Origin of the sequence: Actinomyces sp. oral taxon 897 (assembly GCF_002999235.1) — a bacterium.
GTDB lineage: Bacteria > Actinomycetota > Actinomycetes > Actinomycetales > Actinomycetaceae > Actinomyces.
This window is the reverse complement of sequence record NZ_CP027236.1, coordinates 326,381-344,987: the sequence shown is the minus strand read 5'-3', so window position 1 is coordinate 344,987 and position 18,607 is coordinate 326,381. Positions and strand designations below refer to the sequence as shown.

14 protein-coding genes and 1 riboswitch are annotated in these 18,607 nt (G+C 74.8%); of the genes, 1 reads left to right on the top strand and 13 read right to left on the bottom strand.

Annotation, left to right across the window (positions count from 1 at the left end):
• The first annotated feature begins 186 nt into the window (after positions 1–186).
• Entirely contained in the window at positions 187–1,164 is a 978-nt protein-coding gene (locus tag C3V41_RS01410) for an alpha/beta hydrolase (RefSeq protein ID WP_106108789.1), read from the top strand.
• 88 nt (positions 1,165–1,252) lie between these two features.
• Here the strand turns inward: C3V41_RS01410 and C3V41_RS01405 are convergent, their stop codons facing one another.
• The 13 genes from C3V41_RS01405 to C3V41_RS01345 form a co-directional block, all read right to left on the bottom strand.
• On the bottom strand, positions 1,253–1,558 hold the full coding sequence (locus C3V41_RS01405) for a DUF3017 domain-containing protein (RefSeq protein WP_254423637.1): 306 nt from the start codon (positions 1,556–1,558) through the stop codon (positions 1,253–1,255).
• 53 nt (positions 1,559–1,611) lie between these two features.
• Positions 1,612–2,616, bottom strand: coding sequence for a MauE/DoxX family redox-associated membrane protein (locus C3V41_RS01400; protein ID WP_106108787.1), 1,005 nt, complete (start codon positions 2,614–2,616; stop codon positions 1,612–1,614).
• Positions 2,617–2,797: 181 nt separating this feature from the next.
• Positions 2,798–3,604, bottom strand: coding sequence for a hypothetical protein (locus C3V41_RS01395; protein WP_106108786.1), 807 nt, complete (start codon positions 3,602–3,604; stop codon positions 2,798–2,800).
• A gap of 212 nt (positions 3,605–3,816) precedes the next feature.
• Entirely contained in the window at positions 3,817–5,622 is a 1,806-nt protein-coding gene (purH, locus tag C3V41_RS01390; protein WP_106108785.1) for a bifunctional phosphoribosylaminoimidazolecarboxamide formyltransferase/IMP cyclohydrolase, read from the bottom strand.
• A 23-nt stretch (positions 5,623–5,645) separates the two neighbouring features.
• Positions 5,646–5,731: riboswitch (ZMP/ZTP riboswitch) on the bottom strand.
• Positions 5,732–5,972: 241 nt separating this feature from the next.
• The gene (locus tag C3V41_RS01385) at positions 5,973–7,475 is read right to left on the bottom strand and encodes a cell division protein PerM (protein ID WP_106108784.1); all 1,503 of its coding nucleotides are present in this window, start codon (positions 7,473–7,475) and stop codon (positions 5,973–5,975) included.
• Positions 7,472–8,440: a succinate--CoA ligase subunit alpha gene (sucD, locus tag C3V41_RS01380; protein WP_106108783.1), complete on the bottom strand. Its 969-nt coding sequence runs from the start codon at positions 8,438–8,440 to the stop codon at positions 7,472–7,474. Before sucD ends, C3V41_RS01385 begins: the two co-directional genes overlap by 4 nt.
• Before the next feature lie 4 nt (positions 8,441–8,444).
• Positions 8,445–9,647 (bottom strand): ADP-forming succinate--CoA ligase subunit beta, encoded by a 1,203-nt coding sequence (gene sucC / locus C3V41_RS01375; RefSeq protein WP_106108782.1) that lies wholly within the window; start codon positions 9,645–9,647, stop codon positions 8,445–8,447.
• 78 nt (positions 9,648–9,725) lie between these two features.
• Positions 9,726–14,357 (bottom strand): FtsK/SpoIIIE domain-containing protein, encoded by a 4,632-nt coding sequence (locus C3V41_RS01370; RefSeq protein ID WP_106108781.1) that lies wholly within the window; start codon positions 14,355–14,357, stop codon positions 9,726–9,728.
• Between the two features lie 8 nt (positions 14,358–14,365).
• Positions 14,366–17,071 carry a hypothetical protein gene (locus C3V41_RS01365; RefSeq protein WP_106108780.1) on the bottom strand — a complete coding sequence of 902 codons (2,706 nt, stop codon included), beginning with the start codon at positions 17,069–17,071 and terminating at the stop codon, positions 14,366–14,368.
• On the bottom strand, positions 17,068–17,535 hold the full coding sequence (locus C3V41_RS01360; RefSeq protein WP_106108779.1) for a TadE/TadG family type IV pilus assembly protein: 468 nt from the start codon (positions 17,533–17,535) through the stop codon (positions 17,068–17,070). The genes C3V41_RS01365 and C3V41_RS01360 overlap by 4 nt, the downstream gene beginning before the upstream one ends.
• Positions 17,532–17,969 (bottom strand): TadE/TadG family type IV pilus assembly protein, encoded by a 438-nt coding sequence (locus C3V41_RS01355; RefSeq protein WP_254423636.1) that lies wholly within the window; start codon positions 17,967–17,969, stop codon positions 17,532–17,534. Before C3V41_RS01355 ends, C3V41_RS01360 begins: the two co-directional genes overlap by 4 nt.
• Positions 17,966–18,367 (bottom strand): TadE/TadG family type IV pilus assembly protein, encoded by a 402-nt coding sequence (locus C3V41_RS01350; RefSeq protein ID WP_106108778.1) that lies wholly within the window; start codon positions 18,365–18,367, stop codon positions 17,966–17,968. Before C3V41_RS01350 ends, C3V41_RS01355 begins: the two co-directional genes overlap by 4 nt.
• A 21-nt stretch (positions 18,368–18,388) precedes the next feature.
• Positions 18,389–18,607 (bottom strand): hypothetical protein, encoded by a 219-nt coding sequence (locus C3V41_RS01345; RefSeq protein WP_106108777.1) that lies wholly within the window; start codon positions 18,605–18,607, stop codon positions 18,389–18,391.

Below are 18,607 nucleotides of genomic sequence, written 5' to 3'. Positions count from 1 at the left end.
GGGGATTCACTGGTCGATTGCCGGGGCCATCTCGCTGGTTGCTGGGGAGTATCTGGCCGACGCCGTGCGACCGCCCCCGGGAACCAGCCCGCCCCTGACCCAGGTGGTCTAGATCGCCGCCCCGGGCGGCGCCTGCGCGGCCCTGAGGCCCAGCCCCCGCCCAGGTGGTCTAGATACGCTGTCCTTATGAGTCCGTTCCGTCTGCCACGTACTACCTCGCAGCACCACCACGTCCGGGTCCCGGTCGGCCTGCCCGCCGCGCCTCGCACCGACGGTGGGCCCGGGCCTGCTGGCACCCGCCGGGGTCGCGCACGACGGCGCTGGCTCCACGCCGTCGTCCACCTGCCGTCCTCGTCGGCTGACGGTACGCTGCCGGACCCTGGGCGTACCGTCCTGCTGGAGTCGGGGCTGGGCCTGTCCCGGGTCCTGTGGAGCCGGGTGACCGCCCCCCTGACGGCAGCGGGCTTTACCGTCATCGTCTACGACCGGGCGGGCCTGGGACAGTCGCCCCTGGCACGTGGACGGCGCACCGCCCGGGACCACGTGGCGGACCTGTACACCGTCCTGACCCACCTGGCGCCGCGCGGGGCGATCCTCGTGGGGCACTCCTACGGTGGGCTGCTGGTGCGGATGCTCGCCTCGGAGCACCCCGACCAGGTCACCGGCCTGGTCCTGGTGGATCCCTCCAGCGAGGGCTCCACCGCGGAGGCCTCCAGCGGCGCCCGGTACCTGAACTCGGTGGGCCAGCAGGTCCTGACCGGGCTGTACGGCCTGGGCGCCGCCCCCCTGATCTCCCTCCTCCAGGGCTACCACCTCCTGCCGCGGCGCCTGCACGCCAAGGTCCTGCACGAGGACGCCACCGAGGCCTCCCAGACGGCCCGCGGCCAGGAGCTGGAGGCCTACTCGGACACGATCGCCGACCTGGGGGCGCGCCCGCTGCCCACGCCCCAGGTCCCGGTGGTGCTGCTGGCCGCCCGGCACCCGGCCGGGTCGGCCTGGGCGGGCTACTACCGGGACTACGTGGCCTCCCTGCCCCGGGGACTGTTCCGGACCGCGAGGACCCGCTCCCACATGGTGCCGCTGCGTGACCCCGGGGCCGTGGTCATGGCGGTGCGCTGGGTGTGGCAGCGGGCGGGCGAGCACGAGGCCTGTCCGTGCCCCTGAGCCAGGAGCGGGCGCCTCGACCCGCTGCCCGTGCTCATCAGGCCGACCGGTCCCGCACGCGCCGGGGCCGAGGCCCGGAACAAGGGCCTTACAGCACGTTGGGAAGGTTGACGTACCACACCAGGGCGGCCAGGGCCAGGGCCAGGACAATGTTGAAGACGACGTCGAAGAGCCGGGAGCGGGCGGCGATCCACGTCCCGTGGGGGCGGAAGACCCGCACCAGCGCCAGGGTGAGCAGACCCACCACGAGCCACAGGACCGCGAGCTGGCGGTGCCCGACGATAGCGAGCAGGGGGACGGCGGCCAGCCCCAGGGCCACGGCGACCACCGCCACGGTACGGTAGGGCTGGTATCGCGGACGTCGTGGCACGCGCGGGGCGGGGGCCTGGCTCACGACGCCCATCGTAGGCCAGGATCCGCCGGGGACACCTACCCGCCTGGGGACACCTACCCACCCCCCGCGCCGAGCTGGGCGCGAACGTCCTCCACCAGGCCCCGGACCTCCTGGGCCCCGGCGACCGGGCCGCCCGCGAGCATGCCGTCGGTGCCCAGGAGCACGGCCGAGGGCGTCGCCTGGGTGCGGAGCATCCGGGCTGCCGTACCGTCCTGATCGTACAGGGTCCACGCCGTCCAGTGGGGAGCGGCGTCGCGCAGGGCCTGCGGGCTCATGTGGACCACGGCCGCCACCCGTAGCGCGGGCATCTCCTCAGCCCACCGGGGCACCTGGGCCGCCAGGTCCGTGCACGCCCCGCAGCCCGGGGACAGGAAGAGCAGGAGGTGGGCCCGGCGGGCGGAGGCGGAGACAATGTCCAGGACGGATCCGTCGGCGTCCCGGAGGGTGGCCCGTGGGGTGAGGGTACGCAGGTAGGGGGCGTCCTGGGGCTGGTCCGTCTGGCCCGCCGCCTCGGGGGACGCCGCCGGGGGGCGGGACGGCGAGGTGTCCGGGGAGGTCAGGAGCCAGGTGGTGAGCATGGCGGTCAGGACCATGACGAGCCAGCCGGCCTCCCCGCGGGCCACCGCCCGGGCCACGGGGTTGGGTGCGTGGGGGACCATGACGGCCAGGCTGGCCAGGGCCAGGCCTGTCAGGAGGAGGTTACGACCCAGCGTGTGCCGGGTGACGGGGGTGGGGTGGCCGGCCCCCAGGCAGGCGCAGGAGACGGTGCCCCGCCTCAGCGCCCGCACCACCAGGAACGTGTAGGCCAGGGTCAGGCCCAGGGCCGCGAGCGCCGTCAGGCTCCCCCAGGTCCCGGGCGCCACCAGGAGCGCCAGGGCCAGGACCACCTCCGCCGGCGGGTGGAGGCGGCGGACCCAGGTACGGTTCAGGAGGCGGGGGACCTCCATGACCTCCCACTGGTGGCGTACGGACTCGTCGGCGTCACGGAGCTTGAGGACCCCCGCCAGGGCCAGGACGACGGCGAGGACCAGAGGCGCGGCGGCAAGTGCGTCAGGCACGCTCCCCTCCTTCCCTTCGCGAGAACGGTACTTATTCGTCGCGAGAACGGTACTTGTTCGCCGCGAGAACGGTACTTATTGCCCACCCTCTGGCACGGGCCCTGCGGCGGCCCACCCCCGCACGAGGGGCCTGCGCCGTCGGTTCCGACCCGCCCCTCCACCCGGGGCCGCCTCACGGGCCTCAGGCCTGGGCCGGGCTGGTTGCGACCACGCCGAGGGCGACCAGGCACAGGACCAGGCAGGCAGCCGCCTCCCAACCGGTCCCGGCACGCACCGTGTCCCCCAGGACGGCCACACCCACCCCGGCGGGCACGACCACCTCCGTACCCCACAGGATCGCGGTGGCGGCCACGGCGCTGCCCGTCTCCATGGCCCGGGCGTACAGGAGCACCGCCACCAGCCCCATGACGACCACCGCCCAGGTCAGCGGGTTGCCCACCACCCAGGTCAGCGTGTCCCAGCTCACGAGGCCCCCGCCCCCGCCCTGGGACTCCAGGGCACGGGCGCCCAGCGCTACCCCGGAGAAGCCCAGTCCCCCGATCACGGCCTGCCCCCAGGAGCAGCGGGTGCGGTACAGCACCAGCCCCAGGAGGGCGGTCAGGGCGGTGCCACCCCACAGGAGCGCGGTGAAGCCCGCGTGGACGGTGGCAGCGCCCTCGGTGGCCAGGGAGGCCAGGAGGCCCAGTGCCGGCACGAGGACCACGATGGCACCGATGTCCCTGCGTCGCAGGCGCACCTTGAGCAGCAGGGAGACCAGCAGGGCGGTCAGTGCCAGGGAGGAGGCCAGGAGGGACTGCACCACGAACAGGGGCAGGGACTCCAGGGCGACCAGGGAGACGCCCCAGGCCGCGGTGTCGAGCACGACGCCAGTGAGGTAGGCGGGGTGCATGACCACGGCTGGCCCCTGGGCCCGGTTGGCGGCCCACGCCTGGCAGGTAGAGGCCAGTCCGTAGAGGATGGCGGCAAGGATCGCGGCGGCAGTACCCATAAGATTCCTTGATAATGTTTGCAGATTTTTGATAATGTCAGAGCTGTTTTTGTGTCAGCAGTAAGTACTTGAGCCTGTTCATCTCGGATAAGGTCGTCCGAGGTGGCTTCGGTGCCACCCCCCGTTCTCACGGCGAATAAGTACCGTTCTCGCGAGCAATAAGTACCGTTCTCGCGACGAACAAGTACCGTTCTCGCGGATGGTGGATGGACCTAGTGGGAGAAGTGGCGGGTGCCGGTGAGGTACATGGTCACGCCCGCGGCCCTGGCGGCGGCAATGACCTCGCTGTCGCGGATGGAGCCACCGGGCTGGACGACGGCGCGCACCCCGGCGTCCAGCAGCACCTGGAGGCCGTCGGCAAACGGGAAGAAGGCGTCGGAGGCGGCGACCGCTCCCCGGGCCCGTTCCTCGGGCAGCCCGGTGAGGACGTCACCGGCCTGGGCCCCGCCGACGGCGCCCTTGGCGGGGGCAGCGGCGGCGTCGCCGGTGGAGCGCGCGCCCAGGGTGTTGGCGCGCTCGACGGCGAGCCGGCAGGAGTCCACACGGTTGACCTGGCCCATGCCCACCCCGACGGTGGCACCGTCCCTGGCCAGGAGGATCGCGTTGGAGCGCACCGCGCGCACGGCCCGCCAGGCGAAGACCAGGTCGGCGACGACGTCGGGGCCAGCGGGCTCACCGGCCACGAGCCTCCAGCCGGAGGGCAGGTCACCAGGGGCGTCAACGAGGTCACGCTCCTGGATGACGGCACCGCCGGAGATCTGCTTGACGTCGTAGCCGCCGGGGGCGGGGGGCTCGACGACCAGGACCCGCAGGTTCCTCTTGGTGGCGAGGATCTCCACGGCCTCGGGCTCGTAGGCGGGGGCCGCCACGACCTCGGTGAAGACGGGCTTGACCTGGCGGGCCATGGCGGCGGTGACGGTGGCGTTGGTGGCGATGACGCCGCCGTAGGCGGAGACGGGGTCGCAGGCGTGGGCCTTGCGGTGGGCCTCGGCCACGTCCCCGGTGGGCGAGACGGCGATGCCACAGGGGTTGGCGTGCTTGACCACGGCCACGCAGGTGGTCTCGCCGTGGTCGTAGGCGGCGCGCACGGCGGCGTCGGTGTCGGTGTAGTTGTTGAAGCTCATGGCCTTGCCGCTCAGCTGCCTGGCACCGGCCACGCCGGCCGGGCCAGCGGCGTGGGCGGTGGTGTAGACGGCGGCACGCTGGTGCGGGTTCTCCCCGTAGCGCAGGGTGGCCAGGCGGTGGTAGGCGGCACCGACGTAGCGCGGCATGCCAGCCGGGGCGGCCGGGGCGCCATGAGCCTCGGCCGCCCCGACCGCGCCAGCCGCCCCAGCCGGGGAACTGCCAGCCGCCTCGGCGGCCTCACCGGCCTCGACCTGCTGGGCGAGCCAGGTGGCCACGGCGGCGTCGTAGGCGGCGGTGTGGGCGAAGGCGGCGGCGGCGAGCTCACGGCGCTGTGCCAGGGTGAAGCCGCCGTCCCCCACGGCCCGGGCCACCTGGGTATAGCGGTCGGGGTCGGTGACCACGGCGACGGCGGGGTGGTTCTTGGCCGCGGCGCGCACCATGGCCGGCCCGCCGATGTCGATCTGCTCCACGCAGGCGTCAAAGGGGGCGTGCGAGGCCACGGTGTCGGTGAAGGGGTAGAGGTTGACCACCACCAGGTCAATGGGGGCCACGCCCAGCGCGGCGAGCTGGTCCATGTGGTCGGGCTTGCGGCGGTCGGCGAGGATGCCGGCGTGGACGGCCGGGTGGAGGGTCTTGACGCGGCCCTGGAGGCACTCGGGGAAGCCGGTGACCTCCTCCACGGGGGTGACCGGCAGGCCCGCGCCGGCGATGACGGCGGCGGTGGAGCCGGTGGAGAGGATCTCGACGCCGGCGCCGTCCAGGGCGGTGGCGAGCTCGACCAGGCCGGTCTTGTCGTAGACGGAGACCAGGGCGCGGCGCACGGGGACGCGGTCGGGACTGGTCAGCCCCTCGGTGGGGACGGGGGCGTGGGCGGTGGTGCCAGCGGTAGACATAGTGCTCCTGGTGCTCTCAGTTGCGGGGACGCCCAGGCGGGCGACGTCCCCTCCGGTCAGGCTGCCGCTCCCCGGTGGTGCCCCACCCTCGCCAGTCACGGCCGGGACCAGCCTACAGCCCCCGCCTTTCCCGTTGCACATTCATCTTGGGGTCGGGAGCAGGGCGTTGGCGTGATTCCAACGTTTTACCCGCCCGAGGAGGAGTCGGGAGCAGGATGAATGTGCAACGATGCCCGCGTTGCACATTCATCCTGCTCCCGGGTCCCCGTGGCGCATCGCGAATCCGTGTAATCCTGCCGTCTACTGATCGCCGATTGTAAAATGAATGTGCAGCCTCCCGCTCACGGGCGCTACGGCGCCAGGCCGTCCTCGCCTCGGCGTGCTGGTGGGTGTCCTGCCCTCCGGGTACCCCCCTGCGCGGCACCCCGGTCACGCGGGCCGACGTCGTCCTCCCCCACCGGGTACCACTGAGGGGTACCGGGCTCCGGGCGGCGCCCCTCACGCGCCTGACGCCCCTGCCCCTCACGCGCCCCGCGAGCCTCACGTCCCCGGGCCCCACCGCGCTCCGGGCGCCCGGGGCGGCGGGCGTCTGCGGACCCCGTCCCGACGTGCTCACGCGCCTCCTGCGCGGCATCCTCGGTGTCGTCCACGGCGGCGTCCGCCCCGCGTCGGGTCACGACCTGGCCCCAGGGGTGGGTGAGCAGTGCCACGACCCCCAGGCCCGCCAGTGTCAGCAGGCCCACAATGAGCGCCGTGAAGCCCTCCCGCGGCCCCACCTCGGCCATCCGTCCGGGGCCCGCCTGCCCGGAGGCGGCCAGGCAGACCAGGGCGGTGCCTCCGCCCAGCACCACCGAGGCCGTCGCGGCCGCGGCCGCGGCCTGGCGCAGCCGCATCTGACGCAGGCTGGAGCGGTCACGCCAGGCCACCACCACGGCCGCGACCAGCACGACGAAGGGCAGGGCCGTCCCCCACGACCCCACGGCCGTGGTGGGCAGGGCACCCAGGACCGGCAGGGAGGGCACCGCCCCGGCCACCACACGGGTGGGTGAGAAGACCGACCCGGAGCCTACCGCGAACCCCGGCCCCACCACCCAGGACAGCGCCCACACCAGCCCTGTCGGGACCCACCCCAGCTGGAGGAGGGTGATACCGAGGGTGTCGGCGAACCTGCCGTCGGTCAGGGCGTCGTGGAGGCGGGAGACCCGCCCCCCCGCCAGGACCAGGGCGACACCGGCGGCGACCACCGCCAGGGCGGTCAGGACCAGGGCGAGCTGGCGGACCTGGCGCAGGGCCAGGTGGAGCCAGGCCGGGCGGTCCTGCCACCACGGGCCCAGGGCCGGCCAGCCGGACCCGGAGCGTTGCAGCTCTACGGCCACCACCAGGGAGGTTAGCGCCCAGGTAGCCGGGACGACGGTCCAGGTGCGCGACGCGGCCGGACTGGCGACGAGCACCAGGACCAGGGCCGTGGTGGTGGCGGCGCCCACGACCCAGCCCCCGGAGGCCGGGGAGCTGGGGTGGGCCCGGCGCACCAAGGCGCGGGTCAGCAGGAGCAGGAGCAGGGTCAGGCCCGTCAGCGGCAGGCTCAGGGCGCCCTCCCGGCTGGTGGAGGTACCCCAGGACCCGCCCAGGGCCAGGCTCCACAGGCCCGTGGCGGCGCGCACCACCGAGCCGGTGCTCAGGGCGGCGGCGGCGTCACGGGAGGAGGAGGCCAGGTAGAAGGCCACCGCGGGCAGGACCACGAGGAGCCAGCCCAGGACGACGGCCTCCATCCCGCAGCGGGCGGCCAGGAACCAGTCCGCGGGACGCCAGGTACCGCGCCGCCAGGCCTCGCCCAGGGAGCTCAGGGCGCTCACACCGCGTCCTGGTGGCGCCCGGCCGGGGCGGCGGTCCCCGGGTGGAGGGAGCGGTAGATCTCCCGGACGATGGCGGCCGTCTGGCTGGGGGTGCGGCCCACGCGCACGCCGACCGCCTCCAGGGCCTCCTTCTTGGCCTCGGCGGTGCCTGAGGAGCCGGAGACAATGGCCCCGGCGTGACCCATGGTCCTGCCCTCGGGCGCCGTGAAGCCCGCGACGTAGGCGACCACGGGGGTGGTCATGTGCTCGCTGATGTAGGTGGCTGCCCGCTCCTCGGCGTCGCCCCCGATCTCCCCGATCATGACCACCAGCTCGGTGTCGGGGTCGGCCTCGAAGGCGGCCAGGGCGTCAATGTGGGTGGTGCCCACCACCGGGTCCCCGCCTATGCCGATGCAGGTGGTAAAGCCCAGGTCGCGCAGCTCGTACATGAGCTGGTAGGTCAGGGTCCCGGACTTGGAGACCAGGCCGATGGGCCCGGGACCGGTGATGTCCGGGGGGGTGATGCCCACGTTGGAGCGCCCCGGGGAGATGATGCCGGGGCAGTTGGGGCCGATGACCCGCACGCCGTGCGCCGCGGCGTAGGCGACGGCGGCGACGGCGTCCGCCACGGGGATGCCCTCGGTAATGACCACCACCAGGCGCACCCCGGCGTCGACGGCCTCCACCACGGCGCCCCTGGCGAAGGCGGGGGGCACGAACACGACGCTGACGCCCGCACCGGTCTCCTGCACGGCCTGGGCGACGGTGCCGTAGACGGGCACCGTCACGGTCCCGGTGGGCACCCCCGCGGCGCCCGGGCCCACCGGCTCCACCGTGAAGTCCACGACGGTGCCGGCCTTGCGGGGGTTGACCCCGGCCACCACCTGGGTGCCCGCGCTGATCATGCGGCGGGTGTGCTTGCGGCCCTCTGACCCGGTCATGCCCTGGACGATGACGCGGTCGGTCTGGGTGAGGAAGATGCTCATTGGCTCAGGCCTCCGTGCTGGACGTGCTGGTGATCTGCTCGGCGATGGCGGTGACGCGGTCGGCCGCCGCGTCCATGGTGTCCACGAGCTCGACGCCGTCGACGGCGGCCTCGGTCAGGATCGCCCGCCCCAGGTCGGCGTTGTTGCCGTCCAGGCGGAGCACCACGGGCTTGGGCAGGCCCCCCAGGCGGTCCACGGCGGCGACGAGCCCGTCGGCCACCGTGTCGCAGGAGGTGATGCCGCCGAAGACGTTGACCAGGATGGCGCGTACCTGGGGGTCGGAGGCCACCACCTCCAGGCCGGTGGCCATGACCTCGGCGCTGGAGCCGCCGCCCAGGTCCAGGAAGTTGGCCGGGCGCATCCCCCCGTGGCGCTCACCGGCGTAGGCCACCACGTCGAGGGTGGACATGACCAGGCCCGCCCCGTTGCCCATGACACCGACCTGGCCGGAGAGCTTGACGTAGTTCAGGCCCGCGGCCCGGGCCCTGGCCTCCAGGGGGTCGGTCTCGGCGCGGTCCACCAGGTCGGCGTGGCCGGGGTGGCGGAAGCCAGCGTTGTCGTCCAGGGTGACCTTGCCGTCCAGGGCCAGGACGCGCCCACCGGTGGTCAGCACTAGGGGGTTGACCTCCACCAGGGTGGCGTCCTCACCGGTGAGGACCTCCCACAGGCGCAGGACCACGTCGGTGACGGCCTCGGCCACCTCCCCGGGCTCGAACCCGGCCTCGGCCACGAGACGGGCCGCCAGCGCGGGGGTCATGCCGGTCAGCGGGTCGACGCCGACGCGGGCCAGGGCCTGGGGGCGCTCGGCGGCGAGGACCTCGATGTCCACGCCGCCCTCGCGCGAGCACATGGCCAGGTACCTGCGCCCGGCACGGTCCAGGAGCACCGAGAGGTAGAACTCGGAGGCGATGTCGGCGCCCTCGGCGACCAGGACGGAGCGGACGGTGTGCCCCTTGATGTCCATGCCCAGGACGGCCTCGGCCTCCTGCCGGGCCCCGGCGGCGGTGCGGGCGAGCCGCACGCCCCCGGCCTTGCCCCGCCCCCCGGTCTTGACCTGCGCCTTGACCACCACCAGGGGGGCTCCCTGGGCCAGGAGCGCGGCGGCGGCGGCCTGGGCCTCCTGCGGGCTGGTGGCCAGGCGCCCGTCGAGCACGGGCACCCCGTGCGCGGCGAACAGGTCCCTGGCCTGGTACTCGTACAGGTCCATGGCTCGTCCTACCTCCAGACGTCGGGCTGCGGGCACGTGCGGGTGCCCGGGCACGAGGGTATCGCGTGGTGAGGGCCCTTACGGCCGCGCGTCGGGGACCTGGACCCAGGTCCACCGGTGCGCGGTGACCAGGATCCCGCGCCCCATGGGGACCGGGGCCCCCACCGAGCGCGGCAGCCTGGCGGAGAGGTAGCTGCCGTCGTCGGCGGACCGGGGTGCCAGGAGCAGGCCGGTGCGGTTCTTGCGGACCTGCCCCACCAGGCCACGGTACAGCCCCTGGATCTCGTCGACACCGCAGGAGACCAGCACGCCCCCGGGCGCGTCGCGGCAGGTCTTGAGGTGCTTCTCCAGCACCGGGGCGAGCTTGTGGTCGGGGCCCAGGAACTCGAAGTCGTCCACGACGAGAAGGACCTCGGAGGGGGCGTGCCGGATCAGCCCGAGCAGGTCGGCGGCCACGGCGTCCTCCCCCAGGACGCCCAGGACCCCCGGCCGCCCCTGCAGGCAGCGCAGCGGGGAGCGCCCGGGGGCCACCGCCACCACCTGCGCCCCGGCGTCCAGGGCCGTGAGGGCCCCCACGTACAGGGCCGTCGAGCGCCCTGAGCGACGTGGCCCCGTCACCAGGACGCCGTTGCCGACCTCCTCCATCCGCAGGGGCAGCAGCCCCAGGTCGTCCCCGCCCACGGCCAGGCAGAAGGATCCCCGACCCGGGGGCGGGCCCAGGGCGAGCGCCTGGGTCAGGGAGATCGCCACGGGGAGCTCGTCAACGTGCCTGGGGCACCGGGAGCGCGGTACCTGCGACCACTGCCGGCCGGCCTGGCGCGCCAGGGCGTGGACGGCAGCCACCTGGGCCGTCCCCGCCGGGGAGGCGTCCAGCAGCCCCACCTGGACCTCCCGGGGCCGGGCGCCCGCGCGGAAGGCCCGGCCCGAGGGCATGGACACGGGCACGTCCCGGGGGCGCATCCCCACCATGTCGTAGTTCTCCGCCGCGGGCAGGCGCAGCGCCAGGCGGTCCTCCAGCATCATGCCCATACGCCCCCGGCACACCGTCTGGTCCCCGGCCATCACCACGTGCAGGCCCACGGCACCGCCCTCACGCAGCAGGAGCTCCACGCGCTCCACCAGGGCGCCCCCGTCCACGGACTCGAAGCTGGCCACGTAGGAGTCCCACCGGTCAATGAGCAGCAGGAGGTAGGGCAGGCGCTCCTGCGGGCTGGCGGCCAGGCGCTGCTCGGCCACGGACGCCAGGCCGTCCAGGGCCAGGAGCTGCTGGCGCCGGGTGACCTCACGCCCCAGGAGGTCCAGGAGCCGCCGGAGCCGCTCAGGCTGGTCCCGTGTCACCACGGCGCCCACGTGCGGCAGCCTGGTGCACGGCAGGAGGGCGCCCGTCCCGGCGTCGATCCCGTAGACGTGCACCTCCTCCGGGGACGTGGTACGGGCCACCTCCGCGGCGATCCCCCGCAGCAGGGTCGAGCGCCCCGAGCCGGCGGACCCGGCCACCCCCAGGTGCCCCGCACACGTGTAGTCCCAGGTCATGACCTTCTGGGCCTGCTCACCCGGGCAGTCCTCCAGGCCCAGGACGAGCGGGGGCAGCAGCCCGCGGGCACGTGGGTCCACCGCCCCGGCGGGGCCTGCGCCCTCCGCCCCCCGGGCCCCGTCCCCCGGCTCGCCCTGCCCGCCACCGGGCCCCGCCTGGGCGGCCAGGAGGTCGTGGAGCCCGTCCATGGTCACCACCGCGGGCAGGGGCGGCAGCCAGGGCCGGTGCGGCAGGGCGATCCCCAGCTCCTCGCGAGCCCGCCCCATGGACCCCACGAGGCGGGACAGGTCGGTGGGGACGGTGGCGTCCTCCTCGGCCTGCGGCGGGGCCACCTCCCGGTGGGCGAGGCCGGACAGGCTCAGGGACCGGGACCGCAGGGGCGCCCTCGGCCCGCTGCCCGGGGGCCTGCCTCCCACGCGCGAGGCCTGAAAGGGGTGCAGGCTGGCGTGCCCCAGCCGGGCGTAGGCGCGTCCGGGCAGCGCGGGAGGGATGTGGGCGGAGGCGGAGGACTCGATGACGTCCTGGGAGTCGTTCTCGTCGGTCACGCGCAGGGCGATCCGCAGGTTGGTGTTGGACTTGATCTCCGCGGAGACCACGCCCGCCGGACGCTGGGTGGCCAGCACCAGGTGGACCCCCAGCGAGCGGCCGCGTCGGGCGATGTCCACCAGGCCGGTGACGAAGTCGGGCAGCTCGGCCACCAGCGCCGCGAACTCGTCGATAATGATCACCAGGCGGGGCATGGGCTCGTCCTGGGGGCCCGTGGCGGCGGTGTAGTCCTCGATGTCCTTGGCGTCCGCCGCCGCCAGCTGGCGCTCGCGGCGGCGCAGCTCGGCCCCGAGCGACTCCAGCGCGCGGCTGGTCAGGTGCCCGTCGAGGTCGGTGACCATGCCCACCGTGTGCGGCAGACGGGCGCAGTCCTTGAAGGCGGCACCGCCCTTGTAGTCAACTAGGACGAAGGTCATGGACGCGGGCGTGTTGCCCACGCACAGGGAGGCGATGAGGGTCTGGAGGAGCTCGGACTTGCCTGAGCCGGTGGTCCCCGCGACCAGGGCGTGGGGGCCGTCGGCACGCACGTCCACGGTAAAGGTCCCCTCCGCGTCCTCCCCGATGACGGCGCGGGTGGTGGGGCGTGCCCGGCGCCAGGAGCGCAGGACGTCCTCGAGCCGGGCCTCGGGCATCCCCAGGACGTCCAGCAGCCGGGAGGAGGACGGGACGGCGCCGTCGTCGGCCAGGGCGGAGACGTCGCGCACGGGCGCCAGGGCGCGTGCCAGCCTCTCGCACCAGTCGTCACCGGGCTCGTCCAGCAGGACGTGCTCCACCGTGTAGGCGTCCGTCTGGCTGACCGACGGCGTGGGGCCGGTGGTGTCCACCACCGCACGGCACTCCTGGGGCAGGGAGGTCCGGTCCGTGTCCACGCAGACCAGGCGGAGGCCCGCGGCCGGGCCCTCACGCAGGAGGCGGACCACCCCCGGGCGCAGCCGCAGGGCGTGGGCGCCGTCGAGGACCACGACCGCCCTCTCCCCCACCTCCTCGCCCTGCGCCCGGGCGTCCAGGACGGTCAGCAGCTCGTTGACGCGCCGGGAGACGGACTCCTCGTCCAGGCCGACGCGGGCCGGGGCCCCGGGCTCGGTCCGCAGGTGCGGCAGCCACCGGCACCAGTCCCACCTGCGGGCCCCGGCGGCCCCCTGGCCGGGGTCTATGAGTAGGACGACGCCCAGCTCCGTCGGGGAGTGGAGGGTGGCGCACTGGGCCGTCAGCCAGGCGGCGACCCGCTCCCGGCGGGTGCCGGTCACGCCCACCACGCCCAGGCGTCCCAGGTGCACGCTGACGGGGACGTCCGGCGCGGTCCACACCAGGGGCTCCTCGTGACGGGCCCGGGCCGGGTCGTGCATGAGGACCCCGCTGGGCTGGTCGGCGGTCCCGACCCGCAGCTCCAGCCAGTCCGGGTCGCCAGGGCGCCTCTCCCACAGGGCGGCACGGGGGCCGGTGGCCCGTAGGAGGAGCTCGGCGGCGTCGGGGCAGTCCAGGCGGCGCTGACGCCTCTCCTGGGTCAGCGCCTCCCAGGCCGCGTCCTCGACGGTGGTGCGCTGCTCCCGGTAGCGTCTCATTGCCTCCCGGTACTGCCGCTTGGAGTTGCTGCGCCCCTGGACGACATTAGCGATCATCATCAATGGTGAAAGAATAACGAACAGCAACGAGTAGGCTCTGCCGGTCATGAGGAACATCGCTCCGCCCATGACAATGGGAGAGAGCATGACCGTCAGCGGTATGGGTGCCTTGCGTAGTCTCTCCGGCTGCGTGGGGAGGGTGAACTCCGTGGTGCGCTCCGGGCGGCTCAGGCGGGGCGGGCGGTTGAAGTCCACGCTGGGCTCCTCGGGCGTGGGGGTGGTGACCGCGTCCGCCGCGGGCACGGGACCCGCGGTCAGCAGGTTGCTCCCGACGGTGAGGAGCGCGCCCTGCCGCCACACCGCCCCCGGCTCCACCTGACGGCGGTCGAGCTCGACCAGCAGTCGCGGGCCCTCGGGGTCACGCTGCTCCTTGCCCCCCAGGACCGCCTCGGGGTCGCGGCGCAGCAGCCTGCGACGCCGTCGGCCGGCGGTGGCGGGCGCGTCCAGGACCAGGGGCCCCGGCAGGGGCCGGTGGCGGGGGGCCAGGACGGGGGCCTCACGGCTGGCAGCCTCGTCAACGGGGTGCAGGCGGACCGTGCCGCCCGCGGCGACCTCGATGGTGGCCAGGGCCCTGGTCTCCTCCCCCAGCCCCACCGGGCAGACGTCGCAGCCGGGGCCGCCCAGCGTGTAGTGGCCCAGGCCGAGGCGGTGGACGGCGCCAGCGCCGGGGCCCGCGACCACCCGCACCTCGACGACGCCGGTGGGCTCCAGGCTCCCGGGCACCGGTGCCCCCAGGCCCAGCATCATGCCGTCCCGGACCGGGCCGTCCCCGAGGCGGGCGCCCGCCTCCAGCAGGGTCCGCCCGTCCCACAGCCCGGGGGGCGGGTCGGGGTGGGGGGACCCGTCCTGCCCCGGTGGCGTGGGCCCAGGGTGCCGGGTCCCGCCGTGGGGGACCTGGTCGTCCAGGAACCGGGCGAGCTCACCCACGGTCGCCTCCGGCGGGGTGGTCACCAGCAGGTCGTAGCCCACCGTCTCACGGGGGCGCCGGACGGTCACGAGGAGCTGCACGCCCGCTCCTAGGCGCTGTGCCGGTGGTAGGACAGGCCCGGGGCCAGGTCCTCCACCAGCGCGGCGGTAGCGGGGTCGACGGCGGCCAGGTCCTGCGCCCCCGCCGCCTGCAGGAGCTCCTGGACCGCCTCGGCCAGGGGCCCGGTGCCCTCCTGGGCGGCCAGCCGCAGCCGGTCGCGCCACAGGACCTGGTTGAGGTCCACGACCTGGAGCCCCACGGCGACCGCCTGGGCGGCGCCGGCGGGGTCGGTCCCGCCCAGGAGCTCCACCACGCGGTGCGCCGCGTCCACCACCAGGGTCTCCAGCTGGCGGGCGGTGCGTACCCGGGCGAGCCAGCTGTAGCGCCGGGCGGGCACACCGGCGGCCACCGGGCCGCGGACCAGCCGCAGGGCCTCCAGGAGCACGGCCGCCTCACGCCCGGGCCCAGCGGTGCGGGAGGCCTCCAGCAGGGAGCGCAGCACGTCCCAGTCCAGGACGGCCCCCGGCCCCAGGAGCAGGCGGCCGTCGTCGTCCTCACGCAGGTGGGGTAGGCCGTCGGGGTCGTAGCCGAGCCAGGCCCTCAGCCTGCGCACGGTCTGGGTCACCACGTCGCTGGTGACGCCCAGGGGCCAGAGCATGGCCCCCAGGGTCAGGGGGCGGATCCCCCCGGGGTTGAGGGCCACGCACAGGGCCGCCTCGGTCAGCAGGTCGCGGCGCCCGGGCTCGGTGGTCCCGGCTCCCTCGACCTGGACCTGCCCCAGGATGTGGAGGCGTACCGGGGCGGCACGCAGCTCGGCGGTGGTCAGCGGCGGCCGGGGCGGGTCGGGGACGGGTGGGCGCCTGCGGCCTGCGGGCCGGGGCCCCTGGGGTGTGTCGGCCTGGGGCAGCAGGTCCACCAGGTGGCGCAGGTCCTCCTCGGTGGCGCGGCTGGCGGTCAGGGCCACGTCCAGCGGGTCGATGTGCGCGGTCCCCAGCGAGTCCACCTCGATCTGCCAGCGGGCGTGCCGGTGGGCCCCGGCCCGGATGACGGTCACCTGACGTCCGGGTGGCGGGGCCGGCAGGGTCTGGGCGCCGACGACGAGCATGAAGGCCGGGGCCGCGTCGGGGGCCTGCCCGGTCAGGACGCCGTCGCGGAGCACCTGGTCCTCCAGGTCGGCCAGGTCCTCCGGGTCGTGCAGGCGCTCGCCCACGAGACGGCGCAGGGCGGCCGGGAGCCCGGCCCCCGTCACGAGGGAGCGGGTGGACCAGGGGCTGGTGCACAGCCCCAGGGCGAGGGCCGCCACGACCTCGGCCGCCGCGGTCGGGTCGCCGGTGACCGCGATCTCACCGTCGGCGGCGGCGAGGTCCACCAGGACGTCGGCGCCCTGGTCGTCCCGGCCCAGGTGCGCCAGGCCGGGCAGGAGCGGCGGGGCGTCAGCGGGTTCCGGCTCCCTGCCGGCGGGCAGGACCCAGGTCAGGCCGTCGTCACGGACCTCCCAGGGCTGCGGCGCGGTTCCCAGGGGGCGGGCCAGGCGCAGCCGGCAGGCGTCGTCGTCAATGAGCACCGCGTAGGGGGCCGGGCGGGGCTCCAGGGCGCCCAGGCCCCGCAGGATCCGGTCGAGACGCTCGAGGCGCTCGGGGTCGGCGCTGACAAGGAGCCTGCGTTCCAGCTCGGTGGCGTCGTCCTGGGGCCGCCCGCCTACCGCCCGGCGGCGCTGGTAGGCCAGCAGGCTCAGGACGGAGGCGGCGAGCAGGGCGCCGACGGCGGGGACCTGGGCGCCGGGGACGCTCTCGGCCCGGGGGACGGCGTCCTGGCCGGGCTGGTCCTGTTGCTCCTGGTCCGGGGAGGTGTCCTGCTCCTGGGGCGCCGGTGCCGGCGGGGCCGGTTCGGGGTCGGTCACCGGGACCTCCACGACCCGTTCCACCCCCTGGGCGCCCTCGGGCATGACGAGCAGCCAGTAGGGCTGGATGAGCCGGGCCAGCTCCAGGCTGCGTCCGTCGGCCTGCACCCGCCCCACGTTGAGCTCGTAGATCTGCTGGTAGGCGCGCCCGTCCCCCAGGGACCGCAGGGCGATGTCCCAGAGGTTGTCGTGGTAGTAGCCCTCAGGCGGCCGGACCACGTAGACCAGGCGCCCCACCAGCTCGGCACCGACCTGCGGGTCGAGCTCCGTGTCACCGAGCATGTAGCGCACCTGCGTGACCGCGCCCGAGCGCCCCGTCTCCTGGCCGGTACCGGGTTCGTCCCGGGAGGCCTCCGGGGCGTCCGGGCTGCTGGCGTCGGAGACCTGGACGGCGGCCGTCCCGGAACCGGCCCCCGTGCCCGGGTCCACGGGGGCCGCGGCGGCGAGCGGGGCCCCTAGCGCACCCAGGAGCAGGGCGGAGGCGACCAGGCGGCGCACCAGCTCCTGCATGCCGCCGGCAAGGGGGACGTGGGCGGGCACGTCCCGGCCCCGGATCGCGGAGACGGTCTCCACCACCGTACAGACCGTGAGCTGGAGCCAGGCCAGCCACAGGACCCACTGGAGCAGGCCCAGGACGGCGCCCAGGCCCAGCGGGGCGTCCAGCAGGTCCAGGCCCAGGTGGTGGGGCACGGGCGGCGCGCCGGCGCACGCCCCCAGCCCGACGGGCACGCCCAGGACGAGGAGGGCCAGGACCAGGGCCGAGGCCACCGAGCGCCAGGCGGGCGCCCGCTCGGGCTCGCGTGGGGCGCGGAAGCGTTCCGGTCCGCGGGTCGTCAGGCCCTGGGCACGGTTCATGAGTCACCCTCCTGCCGGGTTCCGACGGCCAGGCGGGCCTGGCCGGTGACCTCGACGTGGATGCTGTCCACGCCGACCAGGCGCAGGGTCGTGGTGGGCAGGTCGCGTTCCATGGTCACGCTCACGGTCCTGCCGGTGACCTGGACCCGCCAGCTGCGGTCCTGACCGGTCGCGCCGAGGTAGGCGCCCACCGCCCTGGTGGCGGACGCCGGGTCGATGACGACCACGCCCTCGGAGCGCAGCCTGTGCTCCGAGACGGCCTGCGCCCCGGCCCTGGCGGCCTGCTCGGCGGTGTCGGCGAGGGTGGCGCGCTCGTTGAGCACGCGCCCGCCCTCCATGCACAGCCCGGCCAGGGCCATCATGACCCCGGCGACGATAATGGTGAAGACCGAGACCGAGCCCCGCTCGCTGAGGCGGGCCGGGCGGGGGCGGCCCGTGGTGGGGACGGGGGTGGTACGCCTCATCGTGATCCTCTCCTGGTGTCCACGACCGAGACGGTGGTCGAGGTGACGGTGGTGGTCCCGGGCAGGAAGGCCAGGCCGAGGTCGGCCAGGTGGACCCGGCAGGTGACGGTGACCCGTACGGTCCCTCCGCGGCCGAACCCGCTGACGTCGGTGGCCGTCGAGCAGTCGGCCCGCTCGGTGTCGGCCTGCTCCAGGCTGGTCCGGGCGGCCTGCGCGGCGCCGGGGGCCGAGCGCGCCATGGAGGCCGCGCGGGCCGCGTCCCGGGAGGCGGCGTCGACCGTCGCCTGGGTGGACACGAGCCGCGCCCCGGCCACGGCGACCAGCACCACCAGCAGGAGGACGGGCACCAGGACGACCATCTCCACGCTCATGGTGCCCTCCTCCTCGCGGACGAGGCGCAGCAGGTGGGCTCCGGCCCGGGCCGCGCGTCTCACCGGTCCTCCCGGAAGGTCTCCAGCTGGGAGGTGACGGTGGCGCGGACCCGGGGGGCAAGCCCGGCCACGATGTCCATGGCCTTGCCGGTGACCTCGACGGTGACCTGGTCGCCGCCCAGGGAGACGTTCACGACGACGTCGGTCAGCGCGCTGCCGCCGGTGCTGCGTGCGTAGCGGGTGCCGCCCTGCTGCGCCTGGCTGACGTTCGTGCCGTCGCGGATCTCCCGGGCGACCTCGCGGGCGGTGGAGATGGCGACCTCGTTGCCGTACCAGCTCAGGGAGACCTGGACGGTCACGAGGATAATGAGGAGCAGCAGGGGGAAGAAGACGAGGAGCTCGACGCTGGAGGCCCCCTCCTCGCGTCGGCAGCGCTCAAGCAGCCGTCCTGGACCGGTCACGGGTACCTGCCTGTCTGCCCGTCAGGAGCCGTTCTCAAGGCTGGGGACCTTGAGGTTGGAGGAGGCGTCCTGGACCAGGGAGTAGATGACGCGCCCCACGAGGGCGGCGATGACAATGAGGAACCCGGTGATGAGCACCCACTCGACCGTCGAGCCGCCTCGTTCCTCGGACAGGCGGGAGGTGACGCGGGAGCGCAGGTTTCCCGCAAGGGTCTGGAGCGTGCACAGGAGGTGGAGCAT

Excerpts from the sequence above, each read along its gene's own strand:
- C3V41_RS01410 (WP_106108789.1), top strand. The coding sequence starts at position 187 with ATGAGTCCGTTCCGTCTGCCACGTACTACCTCGCAGCACCACCACGTC.
- C3V41_RS01395 (WP_106108786.1), bottom strand. The coding sequence starts at position 3,604 with ATGGGTACTGCCGCCGCGATCCTTGCCGCCATCCTCTACGGACTGGCC.
- purH (WP_106108785.1), bottom strand. The coding sequence starts at position 5,622 with ATGTCTACCGCTGGCACCACCGCCCACGCCCCCGTCCCCACCGAGGGG.
- sucD (WP_106108783.1), bottom strand. The coding sequence starts at position 8,440 with ATGAGCATCTTCCTCACCCAGACCGACCGCGTCATCGTCCAGGGCATG.
- sucC (WP_106108782.1), bottom strand. The coding sequence starts at position 9,647 with ATGGACCTGTACGAGTACCAGGCCAGGGACCTGTTCGCCGCGCACGGG.
- C3V41_RS01365 (WP_106108780.1), bottom strand. The coding sequence starts at position 17,071 with ATGAACCGTGCCCAGGGCCTGACGACCCGCGGACCGGAACGCTTCCGC.
- C3V41_RS01360 (WP_106108779.1), bottom strand. The coding sequence starts at position 17,535 with ATGAGGCGTACCACCCCCGTCCCCACCACGGGCCGCCCCCGCCCGGCC.
- C3V41_RS01345 (WP_106108777.1), bottom strand. The coding sequence starts at position 18,607 with ATGCTCCACCTCCTGTGCACGCTCCAGACCCTTGCGGGAAACCTGCGC.